Below are 26,247 nucleotides of genomic sequence, written 5' to 3'. Positions count from 1 at the left end.
AAATTCTCTGGCGGATCACCTTTGGGGATAAAGGTTCAGCCGCACTGGATTATGCGGCATAATTCACCCTTTTTCAGTTTCACTTTAATGAATGCTGTCCAGTCATTGCCATGGCATCCTGCGCCGTCTTCCGTATCACCCCATGCTCGTGGCTGGTTGCAGAATCGGGGTTCGCTTACGCAGCTCATTCAGCAGCGTTGCTGCGGCGAATTTCGCGTCAAGCCAGTGTTCCAGTCACTGGCAACGGCATGCGGAGATGAACTTGCCCTTATGAACTTGCGCCGGCAGGAACGGGCGCTGATACGGGAAGTGTATTTGTATTGTGGCGATACGCCGGTGGTATTTGCTCATTCGGTAGTGGCGAGAAAAGATCTGCGCGGCGCATGGCGGGGGTTGAACGGCTTGGGTAACAGGTCATTGGGCACCGTATTATTTACTAATCCAGTGATAAAACGCACACCGCTCCGGTTCAAAAGATTGAATTCCGTTCATCCACTTTTCAATCGTGCCTGCAGGAATTTGAAAGCAAAGCCGTCCGGCCTGTGGGCGCGGCGCTCCTTATTCAGCTTGCACGGGCAGTCCATACTCGTTACCGAAGTATTTCTTCCTTCCATTCTGGAGTTGGGATAATGACGTTAACGCAGCGCCTGGGCCATTATGAAAAGCTGATGCGGCTCGATAAGCCCATCGGTATATTGCTGCTGCTATGGCCCACTTTATGGGGTTTATGGCTTGCCGCGGATGGCGTGCCCAGCACGAACATTCTGGTGATATTCATACTCGGCACGGTGCTGATGCGCTCCGCGGGCTGTGTCGTCAACGACTATGCCGACCGCAATTTCGACGCGCATGTCGAACGCACCAAAAACCGCCCCCTGGCTACCGGCAAGCTGAGTTCCAAAGAAGCGCTGCTGCTGGCGGCCGGGTTAAGTCTGTGCGCGTTTCTGCTGATACTGCCGCTCAACCGTCTCACGCTTGAACTATCCGTGCTTGCACTATTTCTTGCGGCAAGCTATCCCTTCACCAAGCGCTTCTTCGCCATGCCACAAGCGTATCTCGGCATTGCCTTCAGCTTCGGCATCCCCATGGCTTTTGCCGCGCAAACCGGCGAAGTGCCCCATATGGCATGGCTATTGATGGCGGCGAACCTGCTTTGGGTGATTGCCTATGATACAGAGTACGCAATGGTGGATAAAGTTGACGATCTCAAGATCGGCATCAAGACCTCCGCCATCACTTTTGGCCGCTTCGACGTGGCGGGCGTGATGCTGTGCCATATTACTTTTATCGCCACCATGGCTGTCATAGGGCTGATAGAGCAGCTGGGCATTATTTATTACGCAGGTCTGGCGGTCGCGTCAGGGTTGATACGTTATCAGTACCGTCTGATTCACGATCGCAACCGGGCAAACTGTTTCAAGGCTTTTCTTCACAACAACTGGGTGGGCGCAACGATATTTGCCGGCATTGCGCTTGATTACCTCATCACGGCAACCTCATAAGCGATCCAGATGAAATACAAGGATCTGCGCGATTTTATCGCCCAGCTGGAAAATCAGGGCGAACTGAAACGCATAAGCGTCGAAATCGATCCCCATCTGGAAATGACCGAAATCTGTGACCGGGTGTTGAAGGCAGGTGGTCCGGCCATTCTGTTTGAAAAGCCCAAAGGGCATACTATTCCCGTGCTGGGAAATCTGTTCGGCACGCCTCGGCGCGTGGCCATGGGCATGGGGCAGGATTCCGTTGGAGCGTTACGGGAAGTCGGGAAGCTTCTTGCGTATCTTAAAGAGCCCGACCCGCCCAAAGGCTTGAAAGATGCGTGGGACAAATTCCCGGTGCTGAAACAGGTACTGAACATGGCGCCGAAAGAGCTTTCGCGAGCCCCCTGCCAGGATGTCCTATGGGAAGGCAAAGACGTGGATCTCGGCCGGCTGCCGATTCAGACCTGCTGGCCGGGAGATGTGGGCCCCCTGATCACCTGGGGCTTGACCGTCACCAGAGGGCCGCACAAGACGCGGCAGAATCTCGGCATTTACCGGCAACAGGTGATCGGGCCAAATAAACTGATCATGCGCTGGCTGGCCCACCGTGGCGGGGCGCTGGATTTTCGGGACTTTTGTCTGGCCAATCCGGGAAAACCTTATCCCATCGCAGTGGCGCTAGGGGCTGACCCGGCGACCATTCTAGGTGCCGTGACGCCTGTTCCGGACAGCTTGAGCGAATATCAATTCGCCGGCTTGCTTCGAGGGGCAAAAACCGAGATCGTCAAATGCCTGAGCCATGATTTGCAGGTTCCGGCTAGCGCCGAAATCGTGCTGGAAGGATATATCTACCCCGATGAGACAGCCGTGGAAGGCCCTTTTGGCGATCACACCGGCTACTACAATGAGCAGGAGACCTTTCCGGTATTCACCGTCGAGCGCATCACCATGCGCCGTGACCCAATCTACCATTCCACCTATACCGGCAAGCCTCCGGACGAGCCGGCGATACTTGGCGTTGCGCTCAACGAAGTATTCGTGCCTCTATTACAAAAGCAGTTCACCGAAATCGTCGACTTCTACCTGCCGCCGGAAGGCTGCTCCTACCGAATGGCGGTGGTGTCCATGAAAAAACAGTACGCCGGCCACGCCAAGCGCGTCATGTTCGGCGTGTGGAGTTACCTCAGGCAGTTCATGTACACCAAATTCATTATTGTCACAGATGATGACGTTAATATCCGTGACTGGAAGGAAGTTATCTGGGCGATTACTACCCGGGTCGATCCGGCGCGCGACACGCTTATCGTTGAAAATACGCCGATAGATTATCTAGACTTTGCCAGCCCCATATCTGGGCTGGGTGGGAAGATGGGGTTGGATGCCACTAACAAATGGCCTGGAGAGACTAGCCGGGAATGGGGTGCTCCTATTGTGATGGATGGGGCAGTGAAGGCGAGGGTGGATGAGATTTGGAAGGATTTGGGATTGTGACTGGGATTCCGCTTTTTATCGGATTGAACTTCGACCCGCTGAAAAGCCGCCTGAGAGATATTGGTCGGTTAGACTAAGAGAAATATGGTATCGAAGTTCACCTTTTACTTTAACTTCCTTACGTTTAAGCCAAGTTAAGAGTATGTTGCTTTATCGGGGATAAAGCGGTCTGTATTGTCGACGCAGCAATCAAAGAAAGATGGTTATTTTAGATGAGAAAAAGCGAAGCTGGTGTAGACCCAATGAGTACAGAACTCCAGGAGTATATATCGACCGCTTTCTCCTGGCTTGAGGCGCGAGCGGGAAAAAAGAACGATATTTTCTTTGATGGCGCCGCGGTTATCGCTACATCAAGTGGTGCGGTGCGTTCAGAAAATCAAGATCGTATAGCTTTGATAGATGTTCAGAACCAAGCATCAAACGGTGCCGATGTGAAGGCTATTGTCCTGTTAGATGGCATTGGCGGGATGGCTGCCGGCGGTAGTTCAGCATCTCTGGCATTAGCATCATTTGCAATCTATCTAAGTTTCGGCGACTGTACTCGAGGCATCAAAAGCCTTCTATTAGAAGCGGCGCGGTTTTCTAATGAGACGGTTTATAAGCGATACCAGGCACGGGGCGGAACGACCATTTGTGCCGTGCTTTTTGGTAAGCAGGGCGCTGCAGGTTTGAGTGTGGGCGATAGTCGAATTTATTTAAATTCTGATGAAGGTTTATTGCAATTAACTAAAGATGACACCGTATCAGCGTCTCTCGCGACATCTAGCAAGCGGTTGGAGCCGTGGCGTTACCCAGACTCGGTGGATAATCGACTCTCACAATTTATCGGCATGGGTGATGGCATCGAACCTCATGTTATCACTCTGCCATCATACGACATGATGACGAGTGACGCGCGACTAGCTCTGATGACCGATGGCGCCTACTTTATCGGTCAAGAAGTTCTTGAGATCTTGTTCAAACAGAAACTCGAGACAAGAGAATTGGCTCATCGAGTCATGACCATGGCTGAATGGCTTGGTGGCGATGACAATGCGTCAATTGCTATTTACCCATGCCATCCCAATTTTGCAGACATTGGCCGTAATGGTGCAAGTTCCTGTCTAACGCTAACCGCATTTGGCGAGACCCTCGTTATCTTTGTGCCAAAAAATGTTACTTACGCCGAACGGCCCAAGTCAACTGCTAATAACTCAGCTTTAGGGTCAACATCTGGGTCGCCGCCGGAGCGGGTCAGAACGACCAAAATTGCTGAGAAGGTTTCTCGAAAATCCCGATCTAATATCAGCACTAATATGCCCAGAAACAAGAGAAGCAAAAAAACAACAGTCAAAAAAGATGACAGGCAAGCTAATACTTTGGTCCTGCAGTTTATTCCCGAAAAAGAATGAAGTTTCCTCCTCGATATGTTGTAAAGCAGGATCCCATCAGCGGTGGCTTTGGGACTACTTTCATCTGCGATGACCAGCATCTAATGCGGGATGTCGTCATCAAAATGATTACTGAAAAAACCGAAATGCCGCGCTTAATCGATGAAATCACCGCACTTCAAAAGATAAAATCTCGGCACGTTGTTCAGATATATGACATGATCATTATCAATGACAATAATGATTTTGCGCTAGTGGAGGAGTTTCTTCCGAACGATGATCTTATGCAGTTTTACAGCTCAGGTTTCCAAGTCTTAGATTACTATTATGTACTATATCAAGTAGCTTGTGGAGTTCGGGATATCCATTCATGCGGCATAGTGCATCGAGACTTAAAACCAAATAACATAAAGCGCGATCAAGATGGCGCTATAAAGATATTTGACTTTGGTCTCGCCAAAATTGGGCCACTTCCAAAAACCACCGCAGTTTTGACAGGTACTCCGGGATTCATGGCCCCAGAACTTTTTTCGACGACACCAATAATTGATAAGCCGGTTGATGCATATGCGTTCGGCGCCACAGCTTTCTTTCTCGCAACCGGAGCACTTCCTCCTACTGCTAATGGCCTTGCCCCACCTCATCCGCTTCCAGTTGGAGCAACGATATCAAACCATGTTGCTGTAGCGTCTACTGTTGCGCAACTGATAGATGCATGCCTCGATCTCGCGCCTCCGGTTCGCCCAGACTTAGATACCATTGCGAAAGCGTTGAAGCGAGAGCTTCTCGTTAATCGTCACCGCGCCCTAGTAGCCGACGGTACAAATATACTGATATTGGATCGTAATAATCCAAGAATCAAGGCTGCTCGCGGCACCTTCGATTCCATCGAAATAATCTACGATGGCTATGATTTTAAATTTTCGCAAATTTACGGAGATATCTTTATCAATAATCGACCCGCGGCGGTTGGTGATATTCTTGATGGATCATATGTCATTGTCTTAGGCGCGTCAGGTTCTAGACGTTTTGTAACATTCGATGTTAGTCATCCGGAGGTCCTTGTGTGAGTAAGCTTTTTAGTGCTGGACAGAGGTTCTCCGAAAGGTATGAAGTCATCTCGTTTCTTGATGCAGGGGGTATGCAAGAAGTTTATGTTGCCCGAGACCACCTGCTGAATCGCAATGTAGCTCTTAAGTCACCGTTCACCAGCTCCGGTGCAAAACGTTTTAAGAGAAGCGCTGTTCTAGCAGCACGCATTAATCATCCTAACGTCGCTAAGACTTTGGACTATCTTTATGACGAAGGAGTGGAAATATTGATTGAGGAGCTTGTTGAGGGCAGCAATATAGAATCACTCCTTGAACGGGAGTATTTATATTTTGATCCCCATCTTGTCGCTCAATTCGGTCACCATTTCAGCAAAGCATTGATGGCATCGCACCATGTTAATGTTGTTCATCGTGATTTGAAGCCGAGTAATATAATCGCTGAGGTGAAAGATGGCTCTTACACATTTAAAGTTACTGATTTCGGTATTGCGCGTCTAGTGGAGCAACAATTAGACGATGCGGTCTATAACAACGAGTCTTTAGGTACAGCAGGTTCATCAACTATCGTAGGGGCCTTACCATACATGGCCCCGGAGATGATCGAAACACCTAAACTTACTGATAAGCCAGTCGATATTTGGGCCTTTGGGGCCATCCTTTATAGGCTTTTAACTGGTGAGTATCCTTTCGGAACTGGGCTGTCGGCTGTTCCACGAATCTATGCAGCCAAGATCCCTGATAAGCCGCAACTCATTGATCAGTTCATCCAGTATCGTGCTCTCGGTAACGAGATTTGGGATATTGCGGTTAAGTGCATGTCCAAAGCCCCTTTAGATCGACCGACGGCGCCTACTCTTGTGGAATGGTTTTCAAACTTATCATTTGATATTCAGCCTCGCATTATTGCAAACATCTCAAGTTGGAGGCCAAAAGGGCATGCTTGGGGGTTTTTAAACGCAGGAATGGATGATTATTTTTTCCACCAAGATAGTTTTTATGGTGCTCCTAATCTTATCAAAGTTGGTAGGCGAGTCTCTTGTTGTTTTCATGCCGGTGGAGGTAATGGTCGTGCACATCCTATTTTACCCCTTCGGCCGACTAGTAGCGACCAGTAAGCGACGTGTATTCAACGTGTTAGTTATCAGAGGTGAGCCCCTGTATCAGCGGGGCGATCATTAAGCATCTCGCGCACAAAGGCTCCGGTGTCGCGCTTACCTAACTCGGCGACGCCTAGGGCGATGCAGCGACTGAGAGCTTCTTTTCCAACTTGAAAAACGAACTCGTTCATTATGCAGACCTCTTAAATTAGGAAAGCGCCAATGGCTGCGGTCTTGAGCTATCGAGCTGTCAATTATCGCCACCGATCCCTCAAACATTGGGTATCTGTCAGACCGGTAGCATCTGAACAACGAGCAGCGAGATTCCAAATTAAACCGTCGGGAAAACTGCGTCAGCTCAGTTCGTCCGCAATTACACACTTGCCTCTATAATGTGCTTTAACGCACGGCAGAGATAAGCGAAACGCGAAATCATATTTCCCGGCCGAACAATTATTGCTTGTCTTTGTGGCCGTTCACCGCGAAGACAGCTTCTGGGCCTGATCGCCCCTGGCGAGAATTTCTGATCGGAAACCACCTCAGCAACTTTCATGGGAGAACAGGTATGAAACCAGAAGACGACGCGAGCGCCTCCAGGCGCCAATTTGTTGGTGGTATGACTGCCGGCCTTGCTACGGCATTCGTTTCCCCTGCTTTCGGTCAGCAAGGGCAGCAGGGTTCACTGCAAGGGCTCAGCCAGTCCCGTAAACAGGACCCGACAACGCAATATCCAGCTCCCCCCTTCCCGCAGCAAAAACAGGAGCCGCCCGGCCTTGCGAGCAAGATGGTACCGCGACCCGATCATGGCGAAACAAGCTACAAAGGTTCGGGCAGGCTGGTGGGCAGAAAAGCGCTCGTGACCGGCGGCGATTCCGGGATTGGCCGCGCCGCCGTCATCGCCTTTGCGCGCGAGGGTGCCGATGTCGCGATCAACTATCTCCCGGTCGAGGAGCCCGACGCTCGGGAGGTCGTGGAACTGATACGGGCGGAAGGGCGAAAGGCCGTTGCGATCCCTGGCGACATCCGGAACGAGGATTTTTGCTCCCGGCTCGTCGCCGACGCCGTCCGCGAGCTGGGCGGGCTGGACATCCTTGTCAACAATGCCGCCATGGCAGCCGGGCAGCTCTCGATCGTTGATCTCACGACAGAGCAGTTCGACTCGGTATTCAAATGCAACGTCTATGCGCCGTTCTGGATCACCAGGGCCGCCATGCCGCACCTTAAGCCCGGCGCGACGATTATCAATACAAGCTCCGTTGAGGCTTACACTCCTTCGGAGGGGTTTCTCGACTACGCGCAGACGAAGGCGTGCAACATCGCCTTCACAAAATCGCTGGCAAGGCAGGTAGCCCGGCAGGGTATACGGGTAAACGCGGTGGCGCCGGGACCATTCTGGACACCATTGCAAACCACTGGATGGCCTGACCTTAGCAGGTTCGGCAGGGATATGCCCCTTGGCCGGCCCGGACAACCGGCGGAATTGGGTCCATTGTATGTGTTCCTAGCATCACAGGAATCGAGCTACGTAACCGGACAAGTGTACGGTGCCTCGGGCGGGGAAGGACACCCTTAGCATTCTGGACATTATTGGAAGCGGATGCATTTGCCTGCTTACAAGGAAGGGGTTAATGCAAGGAAAATACAGGCTGGCTCCGCTTCCCATTTTCTTGACCCTTGTTTTTACTTTATGGCTCTAATGCCTGAATTTGGCAATCCGCAGCAATGCGATCCTATGGTGCGTTAGCGCACCGATACTATCGAAGCCTATACGTATCGTCTCTGCAAGTACGTCGACGGGAAAATCAGCGAAAGCCGGTCGCCTCTGGCTTCACGGGACCTATTTCGGAAAAACAGCACCGATATGAGTCACCCGAAACGATATTTTTTCTACCCTCGCAACCATAGGAGCTTGAAATGAATAAATTCACAAGTACTGTTATTCTGGCCGCCTTCACGGCTGTTTGCAGCTTCGGTGCGGCCGCTGGATCGCATGATTCCGACAAGAACAAGGAAACAACGACTAAACCCTCTCCTCAAGACACGAGCAAGCGGGACGGAGGCAAGAAGGGGGATCAGCCGAGTTCAACCTCGGAGATCATGCGCGAAAAGATGCCGGAGAATTTGCCGCCGGGAGTGAAACACGAATACAGAGATCAGGAAGTAATGGACAAAAAACCGTATAAGCAGTAATAGCATCCGCCGTTTTTCTGTGCGGGGACAGCCTTCTTTGCGATTCACGAACTGGTCAACAGGCATTTCAGTTCGCGGGCAAAGAAGGTTGAGATTTTTAATCGCCATTTTGAAGCCGCTTCTTATCCCACCCGTCGTTGCTCAAGCTCCTTGCGGCTTAATATCAGCTTGCTCAGCGCAGGAAGAATAATAAATGTGCAAACCATGATCCAGAATATGCCTATGGTAATGATCAAACCCATGCTGGAGATGCCAGCATGCGGCGAGAAAGCCAATCCTCCAAAGCTGGATGAAGTGGTCAGAGCCCCGAAAAATATGGCTCTGGCGGTGCTGGACTGGTAAATATCCTCATCTTCCGGGCCGGAAAGTGACTCGCGCAGCTTGACGAGCATGTGGATGCCATTGTCGACTCCCAGTCCCAATAACAGCGGCAGGGCAATGATGTTGGCGAAATTGATGGGTGTCTTGGTGAGAGTGGCGCAGGCAATGGTAAAAAGCCCTGCTAGTATAAGCGTTATCATGACCAGCGTTGTATCCAGGACGTCGCGCCGGATAGCAAGCAAAACCAGCGCAATCGCGACCAGAGCAATCACGATAGCCTGTTGAAAGGCTGCGATGACTTCCTTCATGGATTCCCAATAAATGATTGGCAGGCCGGTTGTTTCGGAGGCGACCGATTGCACTTCGATAATAAATTCCTTCAGATTGGTCAGATCATTCAGGTTTTTTTTAGGAAAAATCTGGATCCGGTACCAGCCGTCCTTGCTCAGCCATCGATCCTTGATGTCGGCAGGCAGGTCGTCCAGGCTGACAGGTCCGGCTTTCAGGCTGGTTGATAATTCCCTCATTACCTGCGGCAACGTGCCAAGCAGTGCAGTCTGTATTTTTTCGATAAAAATCTTTCGGCTGGATTGCGATTGTGCATCGAGCTCGCTCAAAATTTTCTGCAATTCTGTTTTTAACTTCGTCAACGACGCGCGGTTACGGGCATCGGCTTTTTGGAGCAGGACAATATCGATGGCTTTTATCAGCCGGATGATGCCGGGGACCGGGTCGACATTGGTTTCCAATTGGGGGAAATGCTGCACCTGCGGCCCAAGTATCAGCCCCAGTTCTTCAACCAGGGCCAGTTTTTCCTCCTGGTCCGTGGGCTGAAGGTCAAAAAGACTGATGGTCTTGCCAACGGAATCCAGTGCCGACAGTTTTTTTTGCAGAATTCTTGTGCTGTTCTCATCCTTGGCCAGGACGTTCAACATCATCGGTGAGGTGTCTTCGTCTTCCATCAATTTCTTGAACGCGATAACCGATTCGGTATGGGGGTCGCGAAGCTCGATCGGATTGAAATCCGTCTTCACGTCAAATGCCAATACGATGGAGATGAGAGCGAGAACGAGGGCGGTAAAGGAAACGGGTTTGGCATATCGGATCGGTAAGGCCGCCAGCTTCCCGGACAGGTTCGAGAGGGGGTGTTGACCTTTCTTCAAGCCGGGCTTCGCAGGCGCCGGCAGGATTTTTAGCAGGGATGGCAGGGAAACCAGCGTGATTAACAGGCAAATAAAAAGGCTGGTTCCTGCCAGCAGGCCAAGCTCGGCGACGCCCTTGTAATCGGTGGGCATGAAAGCGTACAGTCCGATGGATGTGGTTCCGGCAGCCAGCAACAGTGACGGGCCAACTGTCATGAAGGCATTGCGCAGCGCCACCTCTTTATTGCCGTGCTCCTTTAAATTGTCCTTGTAGCGCAAGCAAAAATGAATCCCATATTCCACGCCCAAGCCGATATTGGATACCGCGAAAGCGAGTGAAATCAGGTTTAATTCCTTCACTGCAATAGCCGCGAATGCCCCGCAGAAAAGCATGCCCAAGGCCAAGGTCAGCAGGGTGGCGAGTGTAAGCAGGATGGACCGGTAGGCAACCAGCAAAATAAATAACACCAGGACAATGGAGAAAACGCTGGCGGTAAAGGTGCCCGTGCTGATGCCCGCAAGCTCGTCATCTTCAAGGCCGATCTCGCCCGTCACCCAAACCTTGACAGCCGGCAAGCCGGGTTCCTGAATAATGGCCGCGGCTTTCCGGATGGCCTCGATCGCGCCTTGGGCGGGACGGATTTCCGAGTGATCGAGCTTGGGCGAAGCTATGATGAACTCCTCGCTGGAATGTCTTCTTTTTTCGGTGATCAGCGACTCCCAGGAGAGCAGAGCATTTTCGCCATTGGCCGTTTTGTGCAAAACCAGCGCGATCTTGTCGGCCAGCGCGGCCAGATCGATGGGGATAACCTGGGCTGTGCCGCTTGCCTCATTATCCGTAGCCTTGGCTGTGGCCTTCAGGGCATCCTCAAAAATAGAAAAAAAACCTTTCAGATTGGGTTCCTGGCCAATTCTGCCGAGAAACGGCTGGGCGACCAACAGGTTATTTGATAAGGCCTGTAACTCGTCAGTATCCAGATAAAGCAGGCCGTTCTGACGGAAAAATTCGTTGTCATTGGGAATGTAGGCCGAATTGAAGTGATCCGCATCCTTGTTGAGCAGGTCCAGCAGTTTTCTGCTGGAGGATTTGGTCAATTCAGGCGTATCCGACTCAACCACAAGCAGCAGTGTGCTCAAATCCTGTGAAAAAGCCTGTTCATAAACGCGGCGGTATTGCTGAAAAGGCGCATCGGGAGCAACGAGCTTGGTGGTATCGGTATCGATGGTCAAATGACCGACTGTGTAGTGGGCGGCCAGAACTCCGAGCGCAACTAATACGGACAGCGCCGTAAAAGGATGGGCAAGCGTCCAGTTTCCCCAAATTGTGTAACTGCGGCTAATTGACATAATCGATTTGGCCGACCCGATAATTTGTGGGGAGATTCGCTGATCCTGCCGTGGCCTTCGGGAAGAAAAGGCAATTCTGCCTGATTTCCGTTGCGAATCTTTATCAAATGGCGATACGTTAGCGCAAAGAGATGACTTCCATTAGTAGTGTAGTGCCCAGCCAAGGGTTATCAAGCGCAGGTGAATCTCGCCGCAATGAAAAAGTAACAAGGAGCGCATGAGGCGCGCTCTGGTACTGGATGAATCAACCTGATTGAAGCTTAAGGGGAATAACACGACAGATGTTCAAGTTTCATCTTTCGATAGGCGTTCCGGTTCGCCCCTGCTACCCGGACCTCCTCACAGCAGCGTTTATTAAAGAGCAGGCGGCATCATGCCGCGATGGAATATCCAGGCAACAGCGTAAGCGATGGGGGCAATGATTCCGAATAAGGCAATTGCATAAAGTAATGCGAGCTTGCCCATACCCCTGAGTTTACTGAAATCGGTTATGACGCCTATGCTGAGGAAAGTCAGCATGAACATCATGGTACGCATGGACCCTTCCACCGGAGTCGCAGCTTCATGCAAGGTTTTGGCAATTTCCGGTCCGGTGGAAGCAATGGTGATGTATGAAAACCACACCAGCAGGTAGCCCAGTACGAATTTGGGAAACCGGTGCCAGATTTCCATGAGTCCGACCTTTGATTGCCCGGGTTGGCGCTCCACTTTGTAGACCCATACAAGCGCCAATACGAAAGCCCAAACGCCAATGAACATATCAATCCAGATTTTAGTGGTCAGTGAAGCCATTAAAATCCAGCCTTCCTTCCATCTCACACCCAGATTAGCCTCGGCATTGGCCCGCATCAGTTCATCGAGCATTGCCCCGGCCGCTGCGTCGGCGCCATCGGTTTTAACCGTCAATCCCAAGGCAGATCCGTTGACGATGGGCTGGTTTGGCGCTATTGCAGTATAAAAACCGGGCAGGATGATGAGTTCGAACATGGCAAAGATCACGACCAGTATCGAGACGACGACCGGAATTACAGGACGGGCGCGGATGGCGCCGGCAGTGGCAATGGCAGCCGATACGCCGCAAATGGAAATGCCGGAAGCGAGTACGGCCGAAGCATCGCGCGACAGGTGGAACACTCTGCGGCCCAGAGCATAGACAATTGGCCAGAACAACATGTACGCGACAAAGGTGGCCGCAATGCCGGTTATGACGAGCTCGGTAATGAAACCGGCTGCCTCCATGGACATGACGCCGATTTTAATACCCAGAAAGACGATTGCTGTTTTGATAAACCATTCCGGCTTCGCAGCTTCGCTGAGAAACCCCGCGGTACCCTTGAAAAAGTTTCCGATGATCAGCCCGACCAAGAGGGCCAGCAGATAAGAGAAACCACCTCCAAGTGATAATCCCCAGGATAAGCCGAACTTGGCGAACTCATTGACGGGCACCTTGAAATGCGCTTCCTGTCCAATGATCCATATGATCCAGGTCATTACAAAAAGCACGGTCCATCCGGCGACGAACCGTTTTAGATCGAATTTCATCGCCCACGCAGCCAGACAAGTCAGCGCGGTGAATACCAGATAGGTTACCAGCCATGACAGTACTGGATGCCAGCCCTGTTTGCCGCTGGCTTTCAATACGGCGTCAAAGGAAAACTTTCCCCATACCCAGGTGTTGGGCTTTGCCATCCACCCGGTCAGATCCAATCCCCAGAGTGAACTGACGCTTGCCAGGAACATGGTGAGCCCCAGCCAGACAGCCCACCAGTCTTCCGTTCTTGCCATGCCGGAATACCATTTTCTGTTCATTTCGCTTGTTTCCTGCCTCCGGTTTACTGTCCTTTCAGTAGGGGTGATTTCAAATTCAACCGAACGTGGCGGTTGAAGTAATGATACGCGTACTGCCGTATCCAGGTGGGGATACAGTTATAGTCAAAAACCATGAATACGGTGACCTGGGTATTGTCGGGGAATAATTGCGTATCCAGAAGACACCGGGTCAGGTCCTGGTCCAGATCGAGCAGGGTATGTCCGCAGGCTTCGAAGCTTTGGTGGTACGCGACCCACTTGATGCCGTCATGTATCAACCGGACCTCCAGATCGGCTGTCATCCGTTTATCCGGGGAGCAGGAACAGGTCTACTAGAACACCCAGGATTACAAGTCCCGCTATACCGATGCCTATGCTCCACAAGCACAACTGGGTTTCCCACTTTTCCCAGGGTTCAGGTTCCCCGAGAACCGATTGATTGGATAATAACTTGCTCATGTTTTCAAGAGACTGGTTGTCAATCTCGTTTTTTGTGTTATTCGTTGTCATCGTGTTCTCACAGGCGTGCAATTCGATGGAATGATTCGTCTACCTGGCGGGAGACGCCTGGCGGAGTACAGCCGAGTGGCTCCAAACTTGTGGTGCCGTTTTCATTTTAACGCAAGCCATCGTCAAGCGTCTTGTGTGAAGGTGTAATGTCGCTGAACCTGGTGAGCAAGCCCGGGCAAGCCAACGAAGGGTGAAGGGACGCTAAAATTTGGCCTGCAACGCGGTATTACGGTATTGAGCAGCTTTGCCGCCTTGCTGCGGTTCCCGCCACATCGCTGCCATAGGGGGACCTCCAGGGCCGAACTGGAATTTCCTGATTACCCTGAATCCATGTCGCTGGTAGAAGGGAATATTACGGGGGCTGGATGCTTCAAGGTATGCCGGCATCTGCTCGCGGTCGCAACGCTCGAGCATGGCGCACAGCAGAGCACTGCCCAGGCCTTGGGACTGGTAATCGGGATGTACCCCGAGCAAGTATAGATAATAATGCCGCTCGACCGGGTGATGCGACTTCATCGCGTCGAATCCCCGGCTGAGGCGCATGAAGCGATTGATGCCACAGACGCGTATATATAGTGGAATGAGCGAACATTCCTGCCAGAACGTAAGTTGCCACTGATCATGGCGGGTCCAGACTGCGGTACCTGCTCCATTGTTAGCGATGAAGGTCAAGCCGTACGGTTGATATAAGTCCAGAGCTCGCTTGAAACCGGCTCTCATCACCCGCTTGCGGCCTGCATCGGCACGAATACAAAAGTTCGCAACCGGATCGTTCTCAAACGCCGCTGCCAGCGTAAGCGTGAGCATCGGAGCATCAAAGTATTGCGCTTGCCGGACCACATGTTTAGAAGGAAGGCCAGGCATTGCAACTGTCAGGTTCATATTCTGCTGAAATGTATGTAGCAGTTATCAGGAATGGGCTGTAAGCAGCATAACTTAGAGCAGCCATTCATACACAACGCTACCACTTTCAAGCACACCAAAGCTATCCAGCATATGCGCGCTTCAGTTCATCAATGTCGATTTTCTTCATGCGAAGCATGGCTTCCATGGCTCTTTGCGATTTTTTGGATTCGGGGTCATTCAGCATATCGAACAAAACGCCGGGAACAATTTGCCAGGAAACGCCGTATTTGTCCTTGAGCCAGCCGCACTGCTGTGCTTTTTCATCTCCACCCTCGGACAACTTCTGCCAGTAATAGTCCACTTCTTTTTGAGTCTCACAATTGACTTGAAACGAGATGGCCTCATTAAACTTGAACTCCGGGCCGCCGTTAAGCGCGGTAAAAGTTTGTCCATCAAGTTCGAATGCAATAGTCATTACGGTTCCCGCTGATTTCCCGTGTATCTCACGGCCTGCTTCTCCATAGCGGGAAATATTCAGTATCTTTGAATTCTGAAAAATACCGGTATAAAGCTCAACTGCCTCTTCTGCTTGATCATCGAACCACAAGCATGGGGTGATCCTCTGAGTGCTTTCCATACATTTCTCCAGTTTGGGCTTGCAAGGGATGGGATGACTGGGACTAAGAGTTGCTTGTTTCCGTGAAATCCTGATATCAAGAAGAGCATGTTTCCGGTTGGCTCAGCAGGTAGGCTGGAACGGAATTCCATTCCACAGCCATTGTCCCCCCAATAAAAGCTTAATCCAGGCCGCAACCTGTTCCATTGGTGCCAGTCCTGGTCCAGCCCGATGTTCCAGGAAAGCGTGTTCGCCAATAAGTAAAAGCGGCTGTTTCGCGGGCTTCGGCGCGCGGCTGTTCAAAGACTCGATCACAGGAATGCGAGAATTCATGCATCAGCAGCGCCGCATAGCAGGCGCGGCGGTCAGGGGCCGCAGCGTTGGCAATATTGTTAAAGAAGGTGCCAAAAATCCGGGTGGTCTTGTTGAGAGGCGAAGACCGGCCCAAGACGCAGCGGCCTTTGTTGTTGCAGTTAGTCTGTTGCTCGCAGATCACACGGGCGTTATCCCTGAATCGGCTCCGAATGCAATTACCCAGATTGGAACCGGTAGCCGACTCGATCGTGCGTTCAAAGTTGGTCCAGTCATCTACCAAATTCCAGGCTACGGCGAGGATATCCACAGATTGCGTGCTGGTGCAATCGACAGTTTCAAGAGAAACCGCCGCAGTGGTTGCGGGTTCGGCTCCCGCGCCCGGCGGCAGGTCGTTGGGACAATCCGGATCTTGTGTCGCGCTGCACACCGCAAGGTTACACACGCCGTCCGCGGCGCAACGGGGCTTATCCTGGGTATCTACCGCAGCCAACCGGTTTAAATGGCCGGGTTTGTTCGGCAACTCGATCGCTTTATGCATTCGGTAATTTACGGCCGGGGTACTGCCGGGGCCAACCCGACCGGCCTCGGCATTTATCACCTGATGTGCGGAAGCATTGCTCGCGATGATTGCGCCAAGTGCAAATACGGTGATGTGGAACACGGCGGACTCCTTTTTGGTGCCGGGCCAATGCTCATTGCATTAACCGGTCCCCCTCGCGCTGGGTGTTTTCTTAACAGTCGAACTGTAGTCGCAGCAGCCATTTCATTTCATTTATAGATGGCAATGCAGGAAAAACAAGTTTTATAAAAGTGATGGCTGGCATCCCTAAATTAAACTGTGATGTTTCCAGGGAGGCGGGTTGGTATTCATGCGGTTAACCAGCTTCATATAGCTCCATGCGGCGCAATGCGCTTCGCTTGATCCCGCCACGGTGCTCGTTGCTACAACTTTTCCAAGTGAAAATAAAGGTGGTGCGTCATACATGGCTGGCCTGTGTTTCATGCATCCGCATGATGCTTATCCCCCCAAGCCCTCTTCGCAGAGGATTGGGGGCGCTTGTGGGGGCAAGGGCGAAACGATATGCCTCGAAAATATTAATGCTCGCTTCATTAAGTTGCACTTCTAACAGAGTTCGTTTCCGCACAGATTGCGGGGTAATGTGCTCGCAAGATGACGACGTGGACAGTCAACTAAAGCGGTATGCGGTAGATGCAACTTTAGTTGCGCTTTTAACCACTTCATAGGCTGACAGATAGGAGGAAACATGAGTCAAGCTACAGGATGGTCGGCAAATTTTGACTTCGGCGACGCGCTAAAAGACGCAGTAGGAAAATTACCGCCAGAAGATACCGATCATCCCCTTGGGTATAGGGTAATAGTAACGAAAATAGAGGGTGTTTTACCGAAGGGATTGTGCCGCCCCATTTAGAAGTCACTGTCCACACAGGAAGATACGATCAACAATCAACCGGAAGGAGAATTGAAATGGCTAATGGTGCAGCTACCCCACAACGAGAACCGAATGAATACACCCTGCAAGGAGAAAATAAGGAGATCATCTTTGCGACAACGAGCTTTCCCGGAGAACCCGTGCTCACTTATAAGGATGAGGACGGCGAAAGCCGCACTTTCCGTGGAGATGAGATAAGTATAAGCGAGATTCAAATCAGTAAACTGCTTGTCACGGTGTTGATCGAGCAAGTCCCGGATTCGCACGTCGTTTTCCTGACCCTGCTGTTACCCACGATTCATCTGCCAGAGGAAGAGAGAGAATTCCCTATTGAGACAACAGCGATAATCACCACCCAGCAAACTCCTTTTACCGCTCCCGGAGGCACTGGTAATGGGCTGCAGGTCGAGACGTACGAAACGCTAACGCTTAGAGGGACTGCTCGTCTCATTATCTCCTAAGCCTCGCGGCACCTCTTTTGCTGCTCCCCACTCCCTTCATGCCGAGTCATGAGGGGGGGTCGATTAATATTTTTTTCTTGTCTCTCAGGCGAGAGACGAGCAAAGGTTTCCGTTGTGTTCGTTTTCAGTGTCGCAAAAGGGAGTCGTTTTGCCACAGAAAACAGCTTAAATGGAAACACGGGACAGACCTGCTGTCGCGACTTCATCCAGGAGCGCTGTCCGCTACGCCTGTGTACACAGGTGTAGCGCGATGCCTTGAAGGGCCTGGACGCTCATGGTGTAAACGGCGCAAACTTCAGTCACGTTGCAGCGCAAGCATTGCCAGAATATGGACCTTGCTTGATAAGCGCTGATTTCCTCGCCACTAAATTCTCAATCAACCTCAGTCTTTGCCTTTGTTGTAGTAATGCTTAGTCCGAACTACTCCCTTTGGGAAAATCTTGCGAACGGCATTGCGTAGCCCTGCGTCTGCTTTTAGTACCAGATTGCGAACTGGCTGATTTGGACGCCCACGAAATGATGTAACGTGAAAGTAGTCTTCTTTCTCGGCGGGAAATCGTGAAAAATAGTAATTCGACACGCAACATCGCGTATCTTGAGCCACAACAGGCGATACCGAATGCCAAGAATGTTTGTTTGTTACCATGATCGCCAGCCTATTGAACCGGCTCTCTATTGTCTGCTGTTTTTCTCCCATTCCATTCGGCCATACTTCGAGATTGCCCCCTTTTTCCAGGCTCCACTCCGGCGAAACGTAATAAAGCAGATTCAGCACGCGGTATAGCGCACGATTCTTGTCATGTGAATTATCAATATGTGGATTTAAGAAGTGTCCTCTGGTCATTACGGATATACCTCCTGCATACAGCAATTCGTCCGGCAGTAATCCTTGCAGCGCGGTAATCTGGCTCACCAGATCAACCACTCTCTGGTCTTGAAATGCGTAAAGAGCTTCTTCCACGATAGGATCGTATTGGTTCATCTGAGTGCCAATGAATTTGAGTTCGCGCAAGCTGCTGCGTATCTTCAACAAATCCCCGGCAGGAAAGGCTTGTCGAATCAGTAGAGCAACCTCAACCGGTAGTACATTGTCGATGTAGCAATTAGACACGATTCCCGATCGTTGCCACTGTTCACGCGCTTGCACAAGCGTTTCCTGAAGCCGGCTGACTATGTGGTTGGCTATTGCGGTCCGATTCGTTCCAGGGGCCATTAGAGCGTCCATTTTGCTAGGTCGAGCAATTAATATCATACCCTCAATCGGTTCCAGATTTTCCAGCTAGGTTACATGGCGAGGCGATGACGATGTCGGCTTGCGGCGCCGCCTCATCACGGGCACCCGCAACACGAAGTAGTCTCCATCCTTGCCACAGCCTGTGGTCTTGTCGATGCGCACGCAAAGGCGTCTCTGTTCGCCGCACGTCTCAAGCTTGGCCCGCCTGCCCCGTTTGCCCAGTCTTCGGCTTGCACCTGTAGTTGGGTGCTTCATCCAGGAGGCTGCCCGTTCCCCTTAAGCTGTTCGACCTGGTGCCAAAGGTCGCGTCAGGAGACTTATGCAGTTGGTTTTTGGTTTACCTGTCGTATCCGTGGAACCGGCAAATTTGTTTCCGGTGAATTCAGGTTGCTTCATATTGGCTCTAATTGCTGAGGCAACTTTTCTGCCTGGAGTTTGGCTAACGCGGTCCCAGTGTCGGCGATCTTTGTCTTCACAACGTCCATACTGCCTTTTGCAAGATGCGATCCCATGTCCGCTGCAAAGCGCGCGCTTGTCCCCATCGCCTGCCTCAGACCTCCACGGCCCAGATGGAGAACTCTCCCCGCCAGCGTGTTTTGAATCATGTTTCGTACTGCATCAGTTGGAGTTGGTATTGCTGATCATTTTTTTAGCGATTGGTTCACGCCCTCGGAACGCGAAAATCTTTATGAGGAAGTTTGCAAAAGGTATCCTAATTGGATGGCAGAGACTTTAGGCCCAGTGCACCGAGTGAATAGAGCTGCTCCGTGGACAGCAGACGGCGGGTTTGCCGAAGAGCTAATGGAAGGGAATCAGGTCACCAAGAAATATCCACCGAGACTCATAAGGACCACCACCACTGGCCACATCATCGAACCGTCTTCCGTGAAGAAGAACGCATGTATCACTCCAATTATGAGTATCAACAGCATCATCAAGCTTAAGAAAGTTGTGCCATCATTATCCATCCCCAGCCGAAGAAGTTGAGCCATGCTTTCGTCAGTCATCGTTTGAGGTCCACCGGAGGCATCCATGCCTGTTCTCGCAAAATGTTATCGATCATTATACTTTCAGTTGGCTTATGGATTTAATCAACTTTCCAGGGTTTCATATGCATTGCCGCTATCTGCGATGCCAAGCCAAGAACGAGCAGCAACCTGAGATATTATAGAACGTTATAAGGCGGCTCAAGGATGCGGTTGAAGTAACATCGTCAAGTGAAATAATACGAATTCAAGTTCCGGGTTGGTCGAATCGATGCACTTTGCACAAAGCTTTGTTTTCGCCTTTCTAGTGTAGAGACATTCATTCCGGGCTAATGAAAATCCCGGCTTTCGACCTTGAGATTACCCAGCAAATGGCTGTGGTCCACCAGTCGTTTGGCAATGACATGCTTCACTTCGCCTTCGCATTGCCATACCCCATACACCGTTAAAAGCCGTGAGTTTAATATTTCGCGCCGTTGTTTCAGGACAAGCTGGTTCCATACCACCACATTCGTTATCCCGGTTTCATCCTCGAGTGTCACAAACACTACGCCGCTTGCAGTTCCAGGGCGCTGCCGACATGTGACAATGCCAGTGGTTCGAACCAGCCGCCCCGTCGGGTAATTATCCAGCTCGATGGCCGAATCCAGGTTCATCCTGGCCAGTTTCGGGCGCAACAAGGCGAGCGGGTGCTTGCGCAGGGTGAGTTCCATGCTGGCGTAATCAGCCATGATTTCCTCTCCTTCCCGTGCAGCGGTAATGGCTGGCGCTGCTTCCCTTACGGGAGCATCTTTCAGCATATCCTGTTGCTTTATGTGGGACGCCACCGCCCATAGGGTTTGCCGTCGATGCCCTGACAAGGTGTTTAGTGCGTCTGAACTGGCAAGGGCGCGAATTTCCGAAGTATTGAGAGATGCGCGGCTTGCCAGATCGATTGGATTTTGAAAAGATGAAATCTTTCTTGCCTCAACGATGCGTTTGGCAGCCTCCAGGCCAATCCCTTTTACCCTGTTCAATCCCAGCCGGACATCAGGCTGTGCAGATTGCGAGGTCTTGTCGATCTGTTCCTCAATTGTGCAATCCCAACCGCTGACCGTCACGTCCACCGGCATGATGCCGACATCGTGCCGTCTGGCATCCTGAATCAATTGCGAGGCGCTGTAAAAACCCATGGGCAGACTGTTCAGCATTGCGCACAGGAAAGCAGCGGGCTCATGGCATTTAAGCCAGGCCGACACATAAACCAGCAGCGCAAAACTTGCCGCATGAGATTCAGGAAATCCATATTCGCCAAAGCCTTCTATTTGACGGAAGATCCGTTCAGCAAATTCGATGGTATAACCACGGCTGGTCATTCCATCGATTATTTTCCTGTGAAAGGGGCTGAGCCCTCCTTTCTTTTTCCAGGCAGCCATGGAGCGCCTCAGTTGATCTGCTTCGCCCGAGGTGAAGCCTGCAGCAAGTATTGCCAGTTGCATCACCTGTTCCTGGAAAATCGGTATGCCCAAGGTGCGCTTCAAGGCGGATCTCACTTCTTCGCTTGGGTATTCAACGACTTCCAATTCCTGCCTGCGGCGCAGATAAGGATGCACCATATCTCCCTGAATCGGTCCTGGACGGACGATGGCGACTTCTATGACCAGATCGTAGAAAGTCCGTGGTTTCAAGCGCGGCAGCATGGACATCTGGGCGCGGGATTCAATCTGGAAGACGCCAATAGTGTCGGCCCTGCAGATCATGTCGAACGTTGCCTCATCTTTTGCCGGAATATCCTGAATCCGGAATGGCGTGCCACGCCGGGCAGAAACCAGATCGAGCGTGCGGCGGATGGCCGATAGCATGCCTAGCGCGAGCACGTCTATTTTCATCAGCCCTACCGCTGCGAGGTCGTCCTTATCCCATTGAATAATGCGACGGTCCGCCATGGCCGCATTCTCGATGGGCACAATACGGCACAGCTTGTCACGCGAAATGACAAAGCCGCCTACATGTTGAGATAAATGGCGCGGGAATCCATATAAGACTGGAATCAATTGAATCAACTTCTGGATGACCGGACTATCGGGATCGAAGCCGTTCTCGATCAGGCGCTGGCCAATATCAGAAGTTTTATCCCACCAGGCCAAGGAAGCGGATAGCCGCCTGGTCCTTTCGATATCGAGTCCCAGAGTCTTGCTGATGTCCTGAATTGCGGAACGTGTACGGTAGGTGGCGACCGTCGCGGCGATAGCGGCGCGGTCCCGGCCATACTTCTCGTAGATATACTGGATGACTTCCTCGCGGCGCTGATGCTCGAAATCGACATCGATATCGGGCGGTTCGTTACGTTCCCTGGAAATGAAACGCTCAAACAACAGATTGCTGCGCTCCGGATCGATCTCGGTAATCCCCAGGCAATAGCAGACTGCCGAATTGGCCGCCGATCCCCGGCCCTGGCAGAGAATGCCCTTTGATCGGGCAAATCTCACAATATCGAATACCGTCAGGAAATAAGGCTCATAATCAAGCTCGGCGATCAATTTCAACTCATGCTCGACCTGTTTTCTGACCTTGCCTGAAGGTCCGTTCGGGAAACGTCTCGCCATGCCTTCCTCGACCATGCGCCGGAGGTAGGCTGCGTGCGCTTCATCCGTCTCGACCAGTTCTTCGGGATATTCATAGCGCAGTTCGTCCAGCGAAAAGGCACAACGGGCCGCGACTGAAACCGTCTCCCGCAGAAGTTGGGGTGAATAGATTTGGCCCAGCTGACCCCTTGTACGCAGGTGTTGCTCGGCATTAGGCTGCAGTGCGTAACCACATTCACCCAGCGGTTTACCGAGACGGATGGCGGTCATGGTATCTTGCAGAGGTTTGCGGGAACTGTCATGCATATGCACGTCCCCCGCGGCTACGAGTGGCATGCCGGTGATATTCGATGCCTGCCGTATTCTCTCGAACAGCAGGTCCTCGCCGGAATGAAGCAATAGCTCGACGGCTGCCCAGCAGCGTCCCGGGAATAGCGACATTGCCCAGTTCATGTCTTCTTTTAAAGAACTGTCCGCCTGAATGAAACGGGGGATCAATAGGACCAGGCAATCCTGTAACAGAGCAAGATGGGGCGCATCGGGGCAGCTTTCGAAATCTGTGCGGTTTATACGGTAAGTCCCTTTCACGCCACGTTGCCTTGCCAGTGTTATCAACTCGCATAGATTGCCGTAGCCTTCCCGGTTCATGGCCAGGCAGACCAGCCGTAATCCATCCTCCAGAAGGAATTGACTGCCGATCAGAAGATGCAGGCCGGCTTTCCTGGCCTCGGAGTGGGCTCTCACCACACCCGCCATGGAGCATTCATCGGTGATGGCCAGGGCGGCATAACCCAGGGCTGCAGCATGTTCAACCAGCTCTTCCGGCAGGGAGGCTCCCTTCAGGAAGCTGAAGCTGGAACAGCAATGAAGCTCGGCGTAAGGGGGGTAAGAAGGAGGGGAATACATGTTATCCAAATAGTCCCTGCAAATACCAACTCTTGTTTTCTTCTTTTTTACCTTTTTCTGCTGCAACGGCCTCGCAGTAGATCCATAACAACTGGCCTGACTCGTTTTCCGCAATGAAATAATCGCGTGCGATCCCCGCATCATCCCACCACCCCGCCTCGATCCGTTCCGGCCCCTCGATCAGTTTCAAGGGCGAGCCATAGACGGGTTGGCGGCGTTGCACCCTCAGTTCCAGGGGGGGGTCCATCAGCCAGGCTGGACGGACCAGTTCCTTCGGGATTGTTTCCCGAGGTGATTCCCTCAATCCATTCATTCCATCCGTTTCCAGTAGCTCAAATCTCTGGCTGCATTCAGGGCGGTAGTCGGAGACAAGCTTTAAACCCGTGATGGCTGGCGGCCCCAGGCGGGAGCAAAGTTTCTCGATAAACCGGTTCAGTGAAGTCGATTCTGATTGCGCGGTGGGGAACAGTTCCAGATTGGCATCGTCCCCTGCTGTGACTTCGTCGGCTGCCAACTCCAGTTCGCAAACCGGAGCGAATATTTTTGTACGCTCCAGGCGTTCGCGGAGCAAAATCATTAAATGCCTGGAATCACTGCTTTGTCCGGAGAGCCTTATGTTTATGGGAGTGGATTTATGCGGCTGGCGGAGAGAATACTCATGATGCAGAACGAATGAAAATGCCGAGACCGCCGCGTGACGGGAAGCCAGCCAACCGCACATCTGCTCGATCATGCGCTGCACGGGAACCAGCAATAATTCTGCACTTTCAACTTGCGCCATCAGCCTCATCTTCTGCCGAAAATATTCCGGTACTTCAAGCCATTTTCGTGGATCCGGAGAGTCGCCGTAGGCGCGGTCCAGTTCCGACAGCAGATCCGGACCAAATCGGCGTGCAATTCCGCCACGCGGCAACTGCTGTAACTCAGCCAGCGTTTTGCAGCCTATGCCGTGAATAACTTCAAGATGAGGCTGGGCCGATTCCAGCAAACTGACGGGTAAGGAATCGAGCAATGAGCGGAATTTGGCACCTGCCCCATTGATCACGGTTTGCGGCGATGCGGATCGGGCCAGCAGCCATGCTCCCCCGGCGGCAGGAGCAACACCTGCGCAAAGTTGCAAGCCTTGCGCAGCCACTGCCCGGTTGAGCAACTGGCATAATTTTTTCAGACCGCCAAACAATTTCAGGCTGGCGGAGACTTCGGCAATCAGGCCGCTGCCCTGCATCACAATACTGGGCGTGAAACGTAATGCGGCATACGCCGCTTCCCGCAGCGCTTTCTTTTCTTCATTCGGGTCATGCTCCACCACTACCAAATGGGGAAAAAGAGACAAGGCACTCGCCAGGGATTGATGAGCAATCACGCCCTGCTGTTGCGCCGGTTTGTTGGCCTGCTGGATATATATCTGATTACCTTTGCGAACAGTTACCGCCATGGCGGGAATTAACGCGGCGGGAAACCGGCGTTCAATCCAGTCAAGCGATAATGTCGGGCAATGAAGAGCGATCCACAGCATTGCGACGGGCTGAAGCGGATGGAGATGAGGCGAAGATGGAGAAACGCCGGGTCCAGGGGAGAGAGATGCGAATCGGCAAGGCGACGGGAGTACCCCGGCGCTTCAGCAGGTACAAGGAAAGAGCATGTCTTCGCCCTGAGTCGAGCAGTATTCTTAACGGGGCAGCGGAGGGTTCAAATTGCGCGCTTGCCGGCCTGAACAGGAAAATGAGGCTGGGGACGGTTCGTGCAATGATTTGCAGTCTCCGCGTCGTCTGCTGGCTTACCTCGGGTAGCCAGCCGATAACAGTTCCGAAGGCAGCGCTTTTGATGCCCTGTTCAAGTACCCATAATCGCTCGGCAGGCTTGTAGACCCTGGCAATTACAATGCGCCGGCTATCAATATTCAGGTGTTCCCATGCATGCATATAAGGAATATAAGGCGGGCTCACCAACAGAATATTCCTCCCGTTCCGGGTGGTCTGCTCAAGCGGTTGGCTCAATAATCTTATTTCCCCCATTCCTTCCGCCGGCAGCAATAATTCGGTCAGGCTGCGCGTGGGCCATCCCCCTCCAGGCAGTTCCTTATCCAGCTTATCGAAGCCGCTGGAAATAACCGGATCATTCGAAAATCCCAATGCATTTCCGCGCCAGATTCTGTTTTTGAATCGAGATTCGATCTGTAGAAGCGAAGGCGGGGAGGCGAGCATTGACATGATGAAAGCTTCATGGATTACGGCTGGAACCGAGGCGATGTCCCGCAATCCGGGTTTTTCGAAACAGGCCGACATAAAAGCCGTATATTTCCAGTTTCTGTTCGGGCCGGATAGGCGGATAGTCCTTGCTTCGCCTGTCGTTGCGTGCTTCGAGGTAATAACCTTTTTGATCTTTGGACAGGACTTTGAGCGTGAATTCGTCATCCACGATTGCCAATACAATCTGGCCGGGGGAAGCTGAATGACTGCGTTCGATAATCACCATATCGCCCTCGAGTATTCCCAGATCAACCATCGAATCGCCTTTGACAGGAAACAGAATGGTTTGGGAGGGATTTTCGATAAGATAGTCATCTATGCGCAGCAATTCAGGCTGGACATCGGAAGCCTGTTGAGGCAGCCCCGCCCGGATCGTGTGCCCAACCGTTCGCTCGAAAAAGCGGGGGCCCGGGCGCAAACGCCCCCCCGGCGCATTTTCCAGAAAGCCTTCTTCTTTTAAACGCTGCATGATCCGATGTGTCCAGGAACGTGCCTTTCCGTTCCACAGCACGGACAATTGGGTTGTCGAGGGAATGATTCTTTCCCGGGCATAGTAGTCCTGAAGCTTGCCGAGGTAGGAAAAGATATCGAGTTGTTGCATGATGAGAATGAATTAAGAACAATTGTCCTCATTATAGAGAACGATTGTTCTTAATTCAATTCATTCAATGGATGGAGTAGCACGAGTGCCTTCTTTTTTCTAACGCTGAACGATCAGATGTGTCCAGGAACGTATCCTTCCGTTCCATAGCTCGGACAATTGATCAGTTCCCCTGCCCATCTTCCGCTGGTTTTGCTATATAATG

Annotated in this window: 24 protein-coding genes; 10 read left to right on the top strand and 14 right to left on the bottom strand. The window is 51.8% G+C overall.

What is annotated here, in order from left to right; all coding sequences use genetic code 11:
• Positions 1-87 precede the first annotated feature (87 nt).
• From BMZ14_RS07790 to BMZ14_RS07755, 8 genes are all read left to right on the top strand, one after another.
• Positions 88-630 carry a chorismate--pyruvate lyase family protein gene (locus BMZ14_RS07790; RefSeq protein ID WP_074796579.1) on the top strand — a complete coding sequence of 181 codons (543 nt, stop codon included), beginning with the start codon at positions 88-90 and terminating at the stop codon, positions 628-630.
• Complete coding sequence (gene ubiA / locus BMZ14_RS07785) at positions 630-1,502, top strand: 4-hydroxybenzoate octaprenyltransferase (RefSeq protein WP_074796380.1); 873 nt, start codon at positions 630-632, stop codon at positions 1,500-1,502. The genes BMZ14_RS07790 and ubiA overlap by 1 nt, the downstream gene beginning before the upstream one ends.
• 9 nt (positions 1,503-1,511) lie before the next feature.
• Positions 1,512-2,975, top strand: coding sequence for a 4-hydroxy-3-polyprenylbenzoate decarboxylase (ubiD, locus tag BMZ14_RS07780; protein ID WP_074796378.1), 1,464 nt, complete (start codon positions 1,512-1,514; stop codon positions 2,973-2,975).
• A gap of 212 nt (positions 2,976-3,187) precedes the next feature.
• Positions 3,188-4,366, top strand: coding sequence for a PP2C family protein-serine/threonine phosphatase (locus BMZ14_RS07775; protein WP_143071922.1), 1,179 nt, complete (start codon positions 3,188-3,190; stop codon positions 4,364-4,366).
• Positions 4,363-5,415 carry a serine/threonine-protein kinase gene (locus BMZ14_RS07770; protein ID WP_074796374.1) on the top strand — a complete coding sequence of 351 codons (1,053 nt, stop codon included), beginning with the start codon at positions 4,363-4,365 and terminating at the stop codon, positions 5,413-5,415. The genes BMZ14_RS07775 and BMZ14_RS07770 overlap by 4 nt, the downstream gene beginning before the upstream one ends.
• Positions 5,412-6,512: a serine/threonine-protein kinase gene (locus tag BMZ14_RS07765; RefSeq protein WP_074796372.1), complete on the top strand. Its 1,101-nt coding sequence runs from the start codon at positions 5,412-5,414 to the stop codon at positions 6,510-6,512. The genes BMZ14_RS07770 and BMZ14_RS07765 overlap by 4 nt, the downstream gene beginning before the upstream one ends.
• Before the next feature lie 547 nt (positions 6,513-7,059).
• Positions 7,060-8,067, top strand: a complete 1,008-nt coding sequence (locus BMZ14_RS07760) for an SDR family oxidoreductase (protein ID WP_074796370.1) — start codon at positions 7,060-7,062, stop codon at positions 8,065-8,067.
• Positions 8,068-8,408: 341 nt separating this feature from the next.
• Positions 8,409-8,684, top strand: coding sequence for a hypothetical protein (locus BMZ14_RS07755; RefSeq protein WP_074796368.1), 276 nt, complete (start codon positions 8,409-8,411; stop codon positions 8,682-8,684).
• Between the two features lie 122 nt (positions 8,685-8,806).
• On the opposite strand, the gene BMZ14_RS07750 is transcribed toward BMZ14_RS07755, so the two are convergent.
• The 7 genes from BMZ14_RS07750 to BMZ14_RS07720 all read right to left on the bottom strand — a co-directional run bounded on the left by BMZ14_RS07750 (position 8,807) and on the right by BMZ14_RS07720 (position 16,251).
• Positions 8,807-11,494, bottom strand: coding sequence for an MMPL family transporter (locus BMZ14_RS07750; RefSeq protein ID WP_074796366.1), 2,688 nt, complete (start codon positions 11,492-11,494; stop codon positions 8,807-8,809).
• 354 nt (positions 11,495-11,848) lie between these two features.
• Positions 11,849-13,303: a putative sulfate exporter family transporter gene (locus BMZ14_RS07745; protein ID WP_074796364.1), complete on the bottom strand. Its 1,455-nt coding sequence runs from the start codon at positions 13,301-13,303 to the stop codon at positions 11,849-11,851.
• Between the two features lie 23 nt (positions 13,304-13,326).
• The gene (locus BMZ14_RS07740; RefSeq protein WP_074796363.1) at positions 13,327-13,605 is read right to left on the bottom strand and encodes a DUF5395 domain-containing protein; all 279 of its coding nucleotides are present in this window, start codon (positions 13,603-13,605) and stop codon (positions 13,327-13,329) included.
• 4 nt (positions 13,606-13,609) lie between these two features.
• Positions 13,610-13,762, bottom strand: coding sequence for a hypothetical protein (locus BMZ14_RS07735; RefSeq protein WP_256208471.1), 153 nt, complete (start codon positions 13,760-13,762; stop codon positions 13,610-13,612).
• A 252-nt stretch (positions 13,763-14,014) separates the two neighbouring features.
• A complete protein-coding gene (locus BMZ14_RS07730) occupies positions 14,015-14,695 on the bottom strand; it encodes a GNAT family N-acetyltransferase (RefSeq protein WP_083396704.1) in 681 nt (226 codons plus the stop codon).
• 103 nt (positions 14,696-14,798) lie between these two features.
• Positions 14,799-15,296 carry a VOC family protein gene (locus tag BMZ14_RS07725; protein WP_074796359.1) on the bottom strand — a complete coding sequence of 166 codons (498 nt, stop codon included), beginning with the start codon at positions 15,294-15,296 and terminating at the stop codon, positions 14,799-14,801.
• 160 nt (positions 15,297-15,456) lie between these two features.
• The gene (locus BMZ14_RS07720) at positions 15,457-16,251 is read right to left on the bottom strand and encodes a hypothetical protein (RefSeq protein WP_074796357.1); all 795 of its coding nucleotides are present in this window, start codon (positions 16,249-16,251) and stop codon (positions 15,457-15,459) included.
• 604 nt (positions 16,252-16,855) lie between these two features.
• Here BMZ14_RS07720 and BMZ14_RS15080 point away from each other — a divergent pair.
• Complete coding sequence (locus BMZ14_RS15080) at positions 16,856-17,020, top strand: hypothetical protein (protein WP_177186932.1); 165 nt, start codon at positions 16,856-16,858, stop codon at positions 17,018-17,020.
• A gap of 56 nt (positions 17,021-17,076) precedes the next feature.
• On the top strand, positions 17,077-17,502 hold the full coding sequence (locus BMZ14_RS07715; RefSeq protein WP_074796355.1) for a hypothetical protein: 426 nt from the start codon (positions 17,077-17,079) through the stop codon (positions 17,500-17,502).
• 382 nt (positions 17,503-17,884) lie between these two features.
• Here BMZ14_RS07715 and BMZ14_RS07710 read toward each other — a convergent pair whose 3' ends face one another.
• The 7 genes from BMZ14_RS07710 to BMZ14_RS07680 all read right to left on the bottom strand — a co-directional run bounded on the left by BMZ14_RS07710 (position 17,885) and on the right by BMZ14_RS07680 (position 26,042).
• On the bottom strand, positions 17,885-18,649 hold the full coding sequence (locus BMZ14_RS07710) for a 2OG-Fe(II) oxygenase (RefSeq protein ID WP_218144989.1): 765 nt from the start codon (positions 18,647-18,649) through the stop codon (positions 17,885-17,887).
• A 132-nt stretch (positions 18,650-18,781) separates the two neighbouring features.
• Entirely contained in the window at positions 18,782-18,991 is a 210-nt protein-coding gene (locus BMZ14_RS14800; protein WP_143071921.1) for a hypothetical protein, read from the bottom strand.
• A 557-nt stretch (positions 18,992-19,548) separates the two neighbouring features.
• Positions 19,549-19,770, bottom strand: coding sequence for a hypothetical protein (locus tag BMZ14_RS15260; protein WP_074796349.1), 222 nt, complete (start codon positions 19,768-19,770; stop codon positions 19,549-19,551).
• Positions 19,771-20,051: 281 nt separating this feature from the next.
• A complete protein-coding gene (locus BMZ14_RS07695; protein ID WP_177186930.1) occupies positions 20,052-23,192 on the bottom strand; it encodes an error-prone DNA polymerase in 3,141 nt (1,046 codons plus the stop codon).
• A gap of 1 nt (position 23,193) precedes the next feature.
• Positions 23,194-24,708, bottom strand: coding sequence for a Y-family DNA polymerase (locus BMZ14_RS07690; RefSeq protein ID WP_074796345.1), 1,515 nt, complete (start codon positions 24,706-24,708; stop codon positions 23,194-23,196).
• The gene (gene imuA / locus BMZ14_RS07685) at positions 24,668-25,402 is read right to left on the bottom strand and encodes a translesion DNA synthesis-associated protein ImuA (protein ID WP_143071920.1); all 735 of its coding nucleotides are present in this window, start codon (positions 25,400-25,402) and stop codon (positions 24,668-24,670) included. Before imuA ends, BMZ14_RS07690 begins: the two co-directional genes overlap by 41 nt.
• A gap of 10 nt (positions 25,403-25,412) precedes the next feature.
• Positions 25,413-26,042 carry a LexA family protein gene (locus tag BMZ14_RS07680; RefSeq protein WP_074796343.1) on the bottom strand — a complete coding sequence of 210 codons (630 nt, stop codon included), beginning with the start codon at positions 26,040-26,042 and terminating at the stop codon, positions 25,413-25,415.
• Positions 26,043-26,247: the final 205 nt, after the last annotated feature.

The sequence above is a fragment of the Nitrosospira briensis genome (assembly GCF_900115125.1).
GTDB classification, from domain to species: Bacteria; Pseudomonadota; Gammaproteobacteria; order Burkholderiales; family Nitrosomonadaceae; genus Nitrosospira; species Nitrosospira briensis_A.
The sequence above is the reverse complement of the archived record's forward strand: the minus strand, read 5'-3'. Positions and strand labels throughout refer to the sequence as shown.

What these genes read in the sequence shown, in the direction of transcription:
- BMZ14_RS15260 (WP_074796349.1), bottom strand. Translation starts at nt 19,770, where the DNA reads ATGGATGCCTCCGGTGGACCTCAAACGATGACTGACGAAAGCATGGCT.
- BMZ14_RS07790 (WP_074796579.1), top strand. Translation starts at nt 88, where the DNA reads ATGAATGCTGTCCAGTCATTGCCATGGCATCCTGCGCCGTCTTCCGTA.
- BMZ14_RS07760 (WP_074796370.1), top strand. Translation starts at nt 7,060, where the DNA reads ATGAAACCAGAAGACGACGCGAGCGCCTCCAGGCGCCAATTTGTTGGT.
- BMZ14_RS07750 (WP_074796366.1), bottom strand. Translation starts at nt 11,494, where the DNA reads ATGTCAATTAGCCGCAGTTACACAATTTGGGGAAACTGGACGCTTGCC.
- BMZ14_RS07690 (WP_074796345.1), bottom strand. Translation starts at nt 24,708, where the DNA reads ATGCTGTGGATCGCTCTTCATTGCCCGACATTATCGCTTGACTGGATT.
- BMZ14_RS15080 (WP_177186932.1), top strand. Translation starts at nt 16,856, where the DNA reads ATGAGTCAAGCTACAGGATGGTCGGCAAATTTTGACTTCGGCGACGCG.
- BMZ14_RS07735 (WP_256208471.1), bottom strand. Translation starts at nt 13,762, where the DNA reads ATGAGCAAGTTATTATCCAATCAATCGGTTCTCGGGGAACCTGAACCC.
- BMZ14_RS07725 (WP_074796359.1), bottom strand. Translation starts at nt 15,296, where the DNA reads ATGGAAAGCACTCAGAGGATCACCCCATGCTTGTGGTTCGATGATCAA.
- BMZ14_RS07715 (WP_074796355.1), top strand. Translation starts at nt 17,077, where the DNA reads ATGGCTAATGGTGCAGCTACCCCACAACGAGAACCGAATGAATACACC.
- BMZ14_RS07770 (WP_074796374.1), top strand. Translation starts at nt 4,363, where the DNA reads ATGAAGTTTCCTCCTCGATATGTTGTAAAGCAGGATCCCATCAGCGGT.
- ubiD (WP_074796378.1), top strand. Translation starts at nt 1,512, where the DNA reads ATGAAATACAAGGATCTGCGCGATTTTATCGCCCAGCTGGAAAATCAG.
- BMZ14_RS07695 (WP_177186930.1), bottom strand. Translation starts at nt 23,192, where the DNA reads ATGTATTCCCCTCCTTCTTACCCCCCTTACGCCGAGCTTCATTGCTGT.
- imuA (WP_143071920.1), bottom strand. Translation starts at nt 25,402, where the DNA reads ATGTCAATGCTCGCCTCCCCGCCTTCGCTTCTACAGATCGAATCTCGA.
- BMZ14_RS07740 (WP_074796363.1), bottom strand. Translation starts at nt 13,605, where the DNA reads ATGACAGCCGATCTGGAGGTCCGGTTGATACATGACGGCATCAAGTGG.
- BMZ14_RS07755 (WP_074796368.1), top strand. Translation starts at nt 8,409, where the DNA reads ATGAATAAATTCACAAGTACTGTTATTCTGGCCGCCTTCACGGCTGTT.
- BMZ14_RS07745 (WP_074796364.1), bottom strand. Translation starts at nt 13,303, where the DNA reads ATGAACAGAAAATGGTATTCCGGCATGGCAAGAACGGAAGACTGGTGG.
- ubiA (WP_074796380.1), top strand. Translation starts at nt 630, where the DNA reads ATGACGTTAACGCAGCGCCTGGGCCATTATGAAAAGCTGATGCGGCTC.
- BMZ14_RS07730 (WP_083396704.1), bottom strand. Translation starts at nt 14,695, where the DNA reads ATGAACCTGACAGTTGCAATGCCTGGCCTTCCTTCTAAACATGTGGTC.
- BMZ14_RS07680 (WP_074796343.1), bottom strand. Translation starts at nt 26,042, where the DNA reads ATGCAACAACTCGATATCTTTTCCTACCTCGGCAAGCTTCAGGACTAC.
- BMZ14_RS14800 (WP_143071921.1), bottom strand. Translation starts at nt 18,991, where the DNA reads ATGAAGCACCCAACTACAGGTGCAAGCCGAAGACTGGGCAAACGGGGC.
- BMZ14_RS07775 (WP_143071922.1), top strand. Translation starts at nt 3,188, where the DNA reads ATGAGAAAAAGCGAAGCTGGTGTAGACCCAATGAGTACAGAACTCCAG.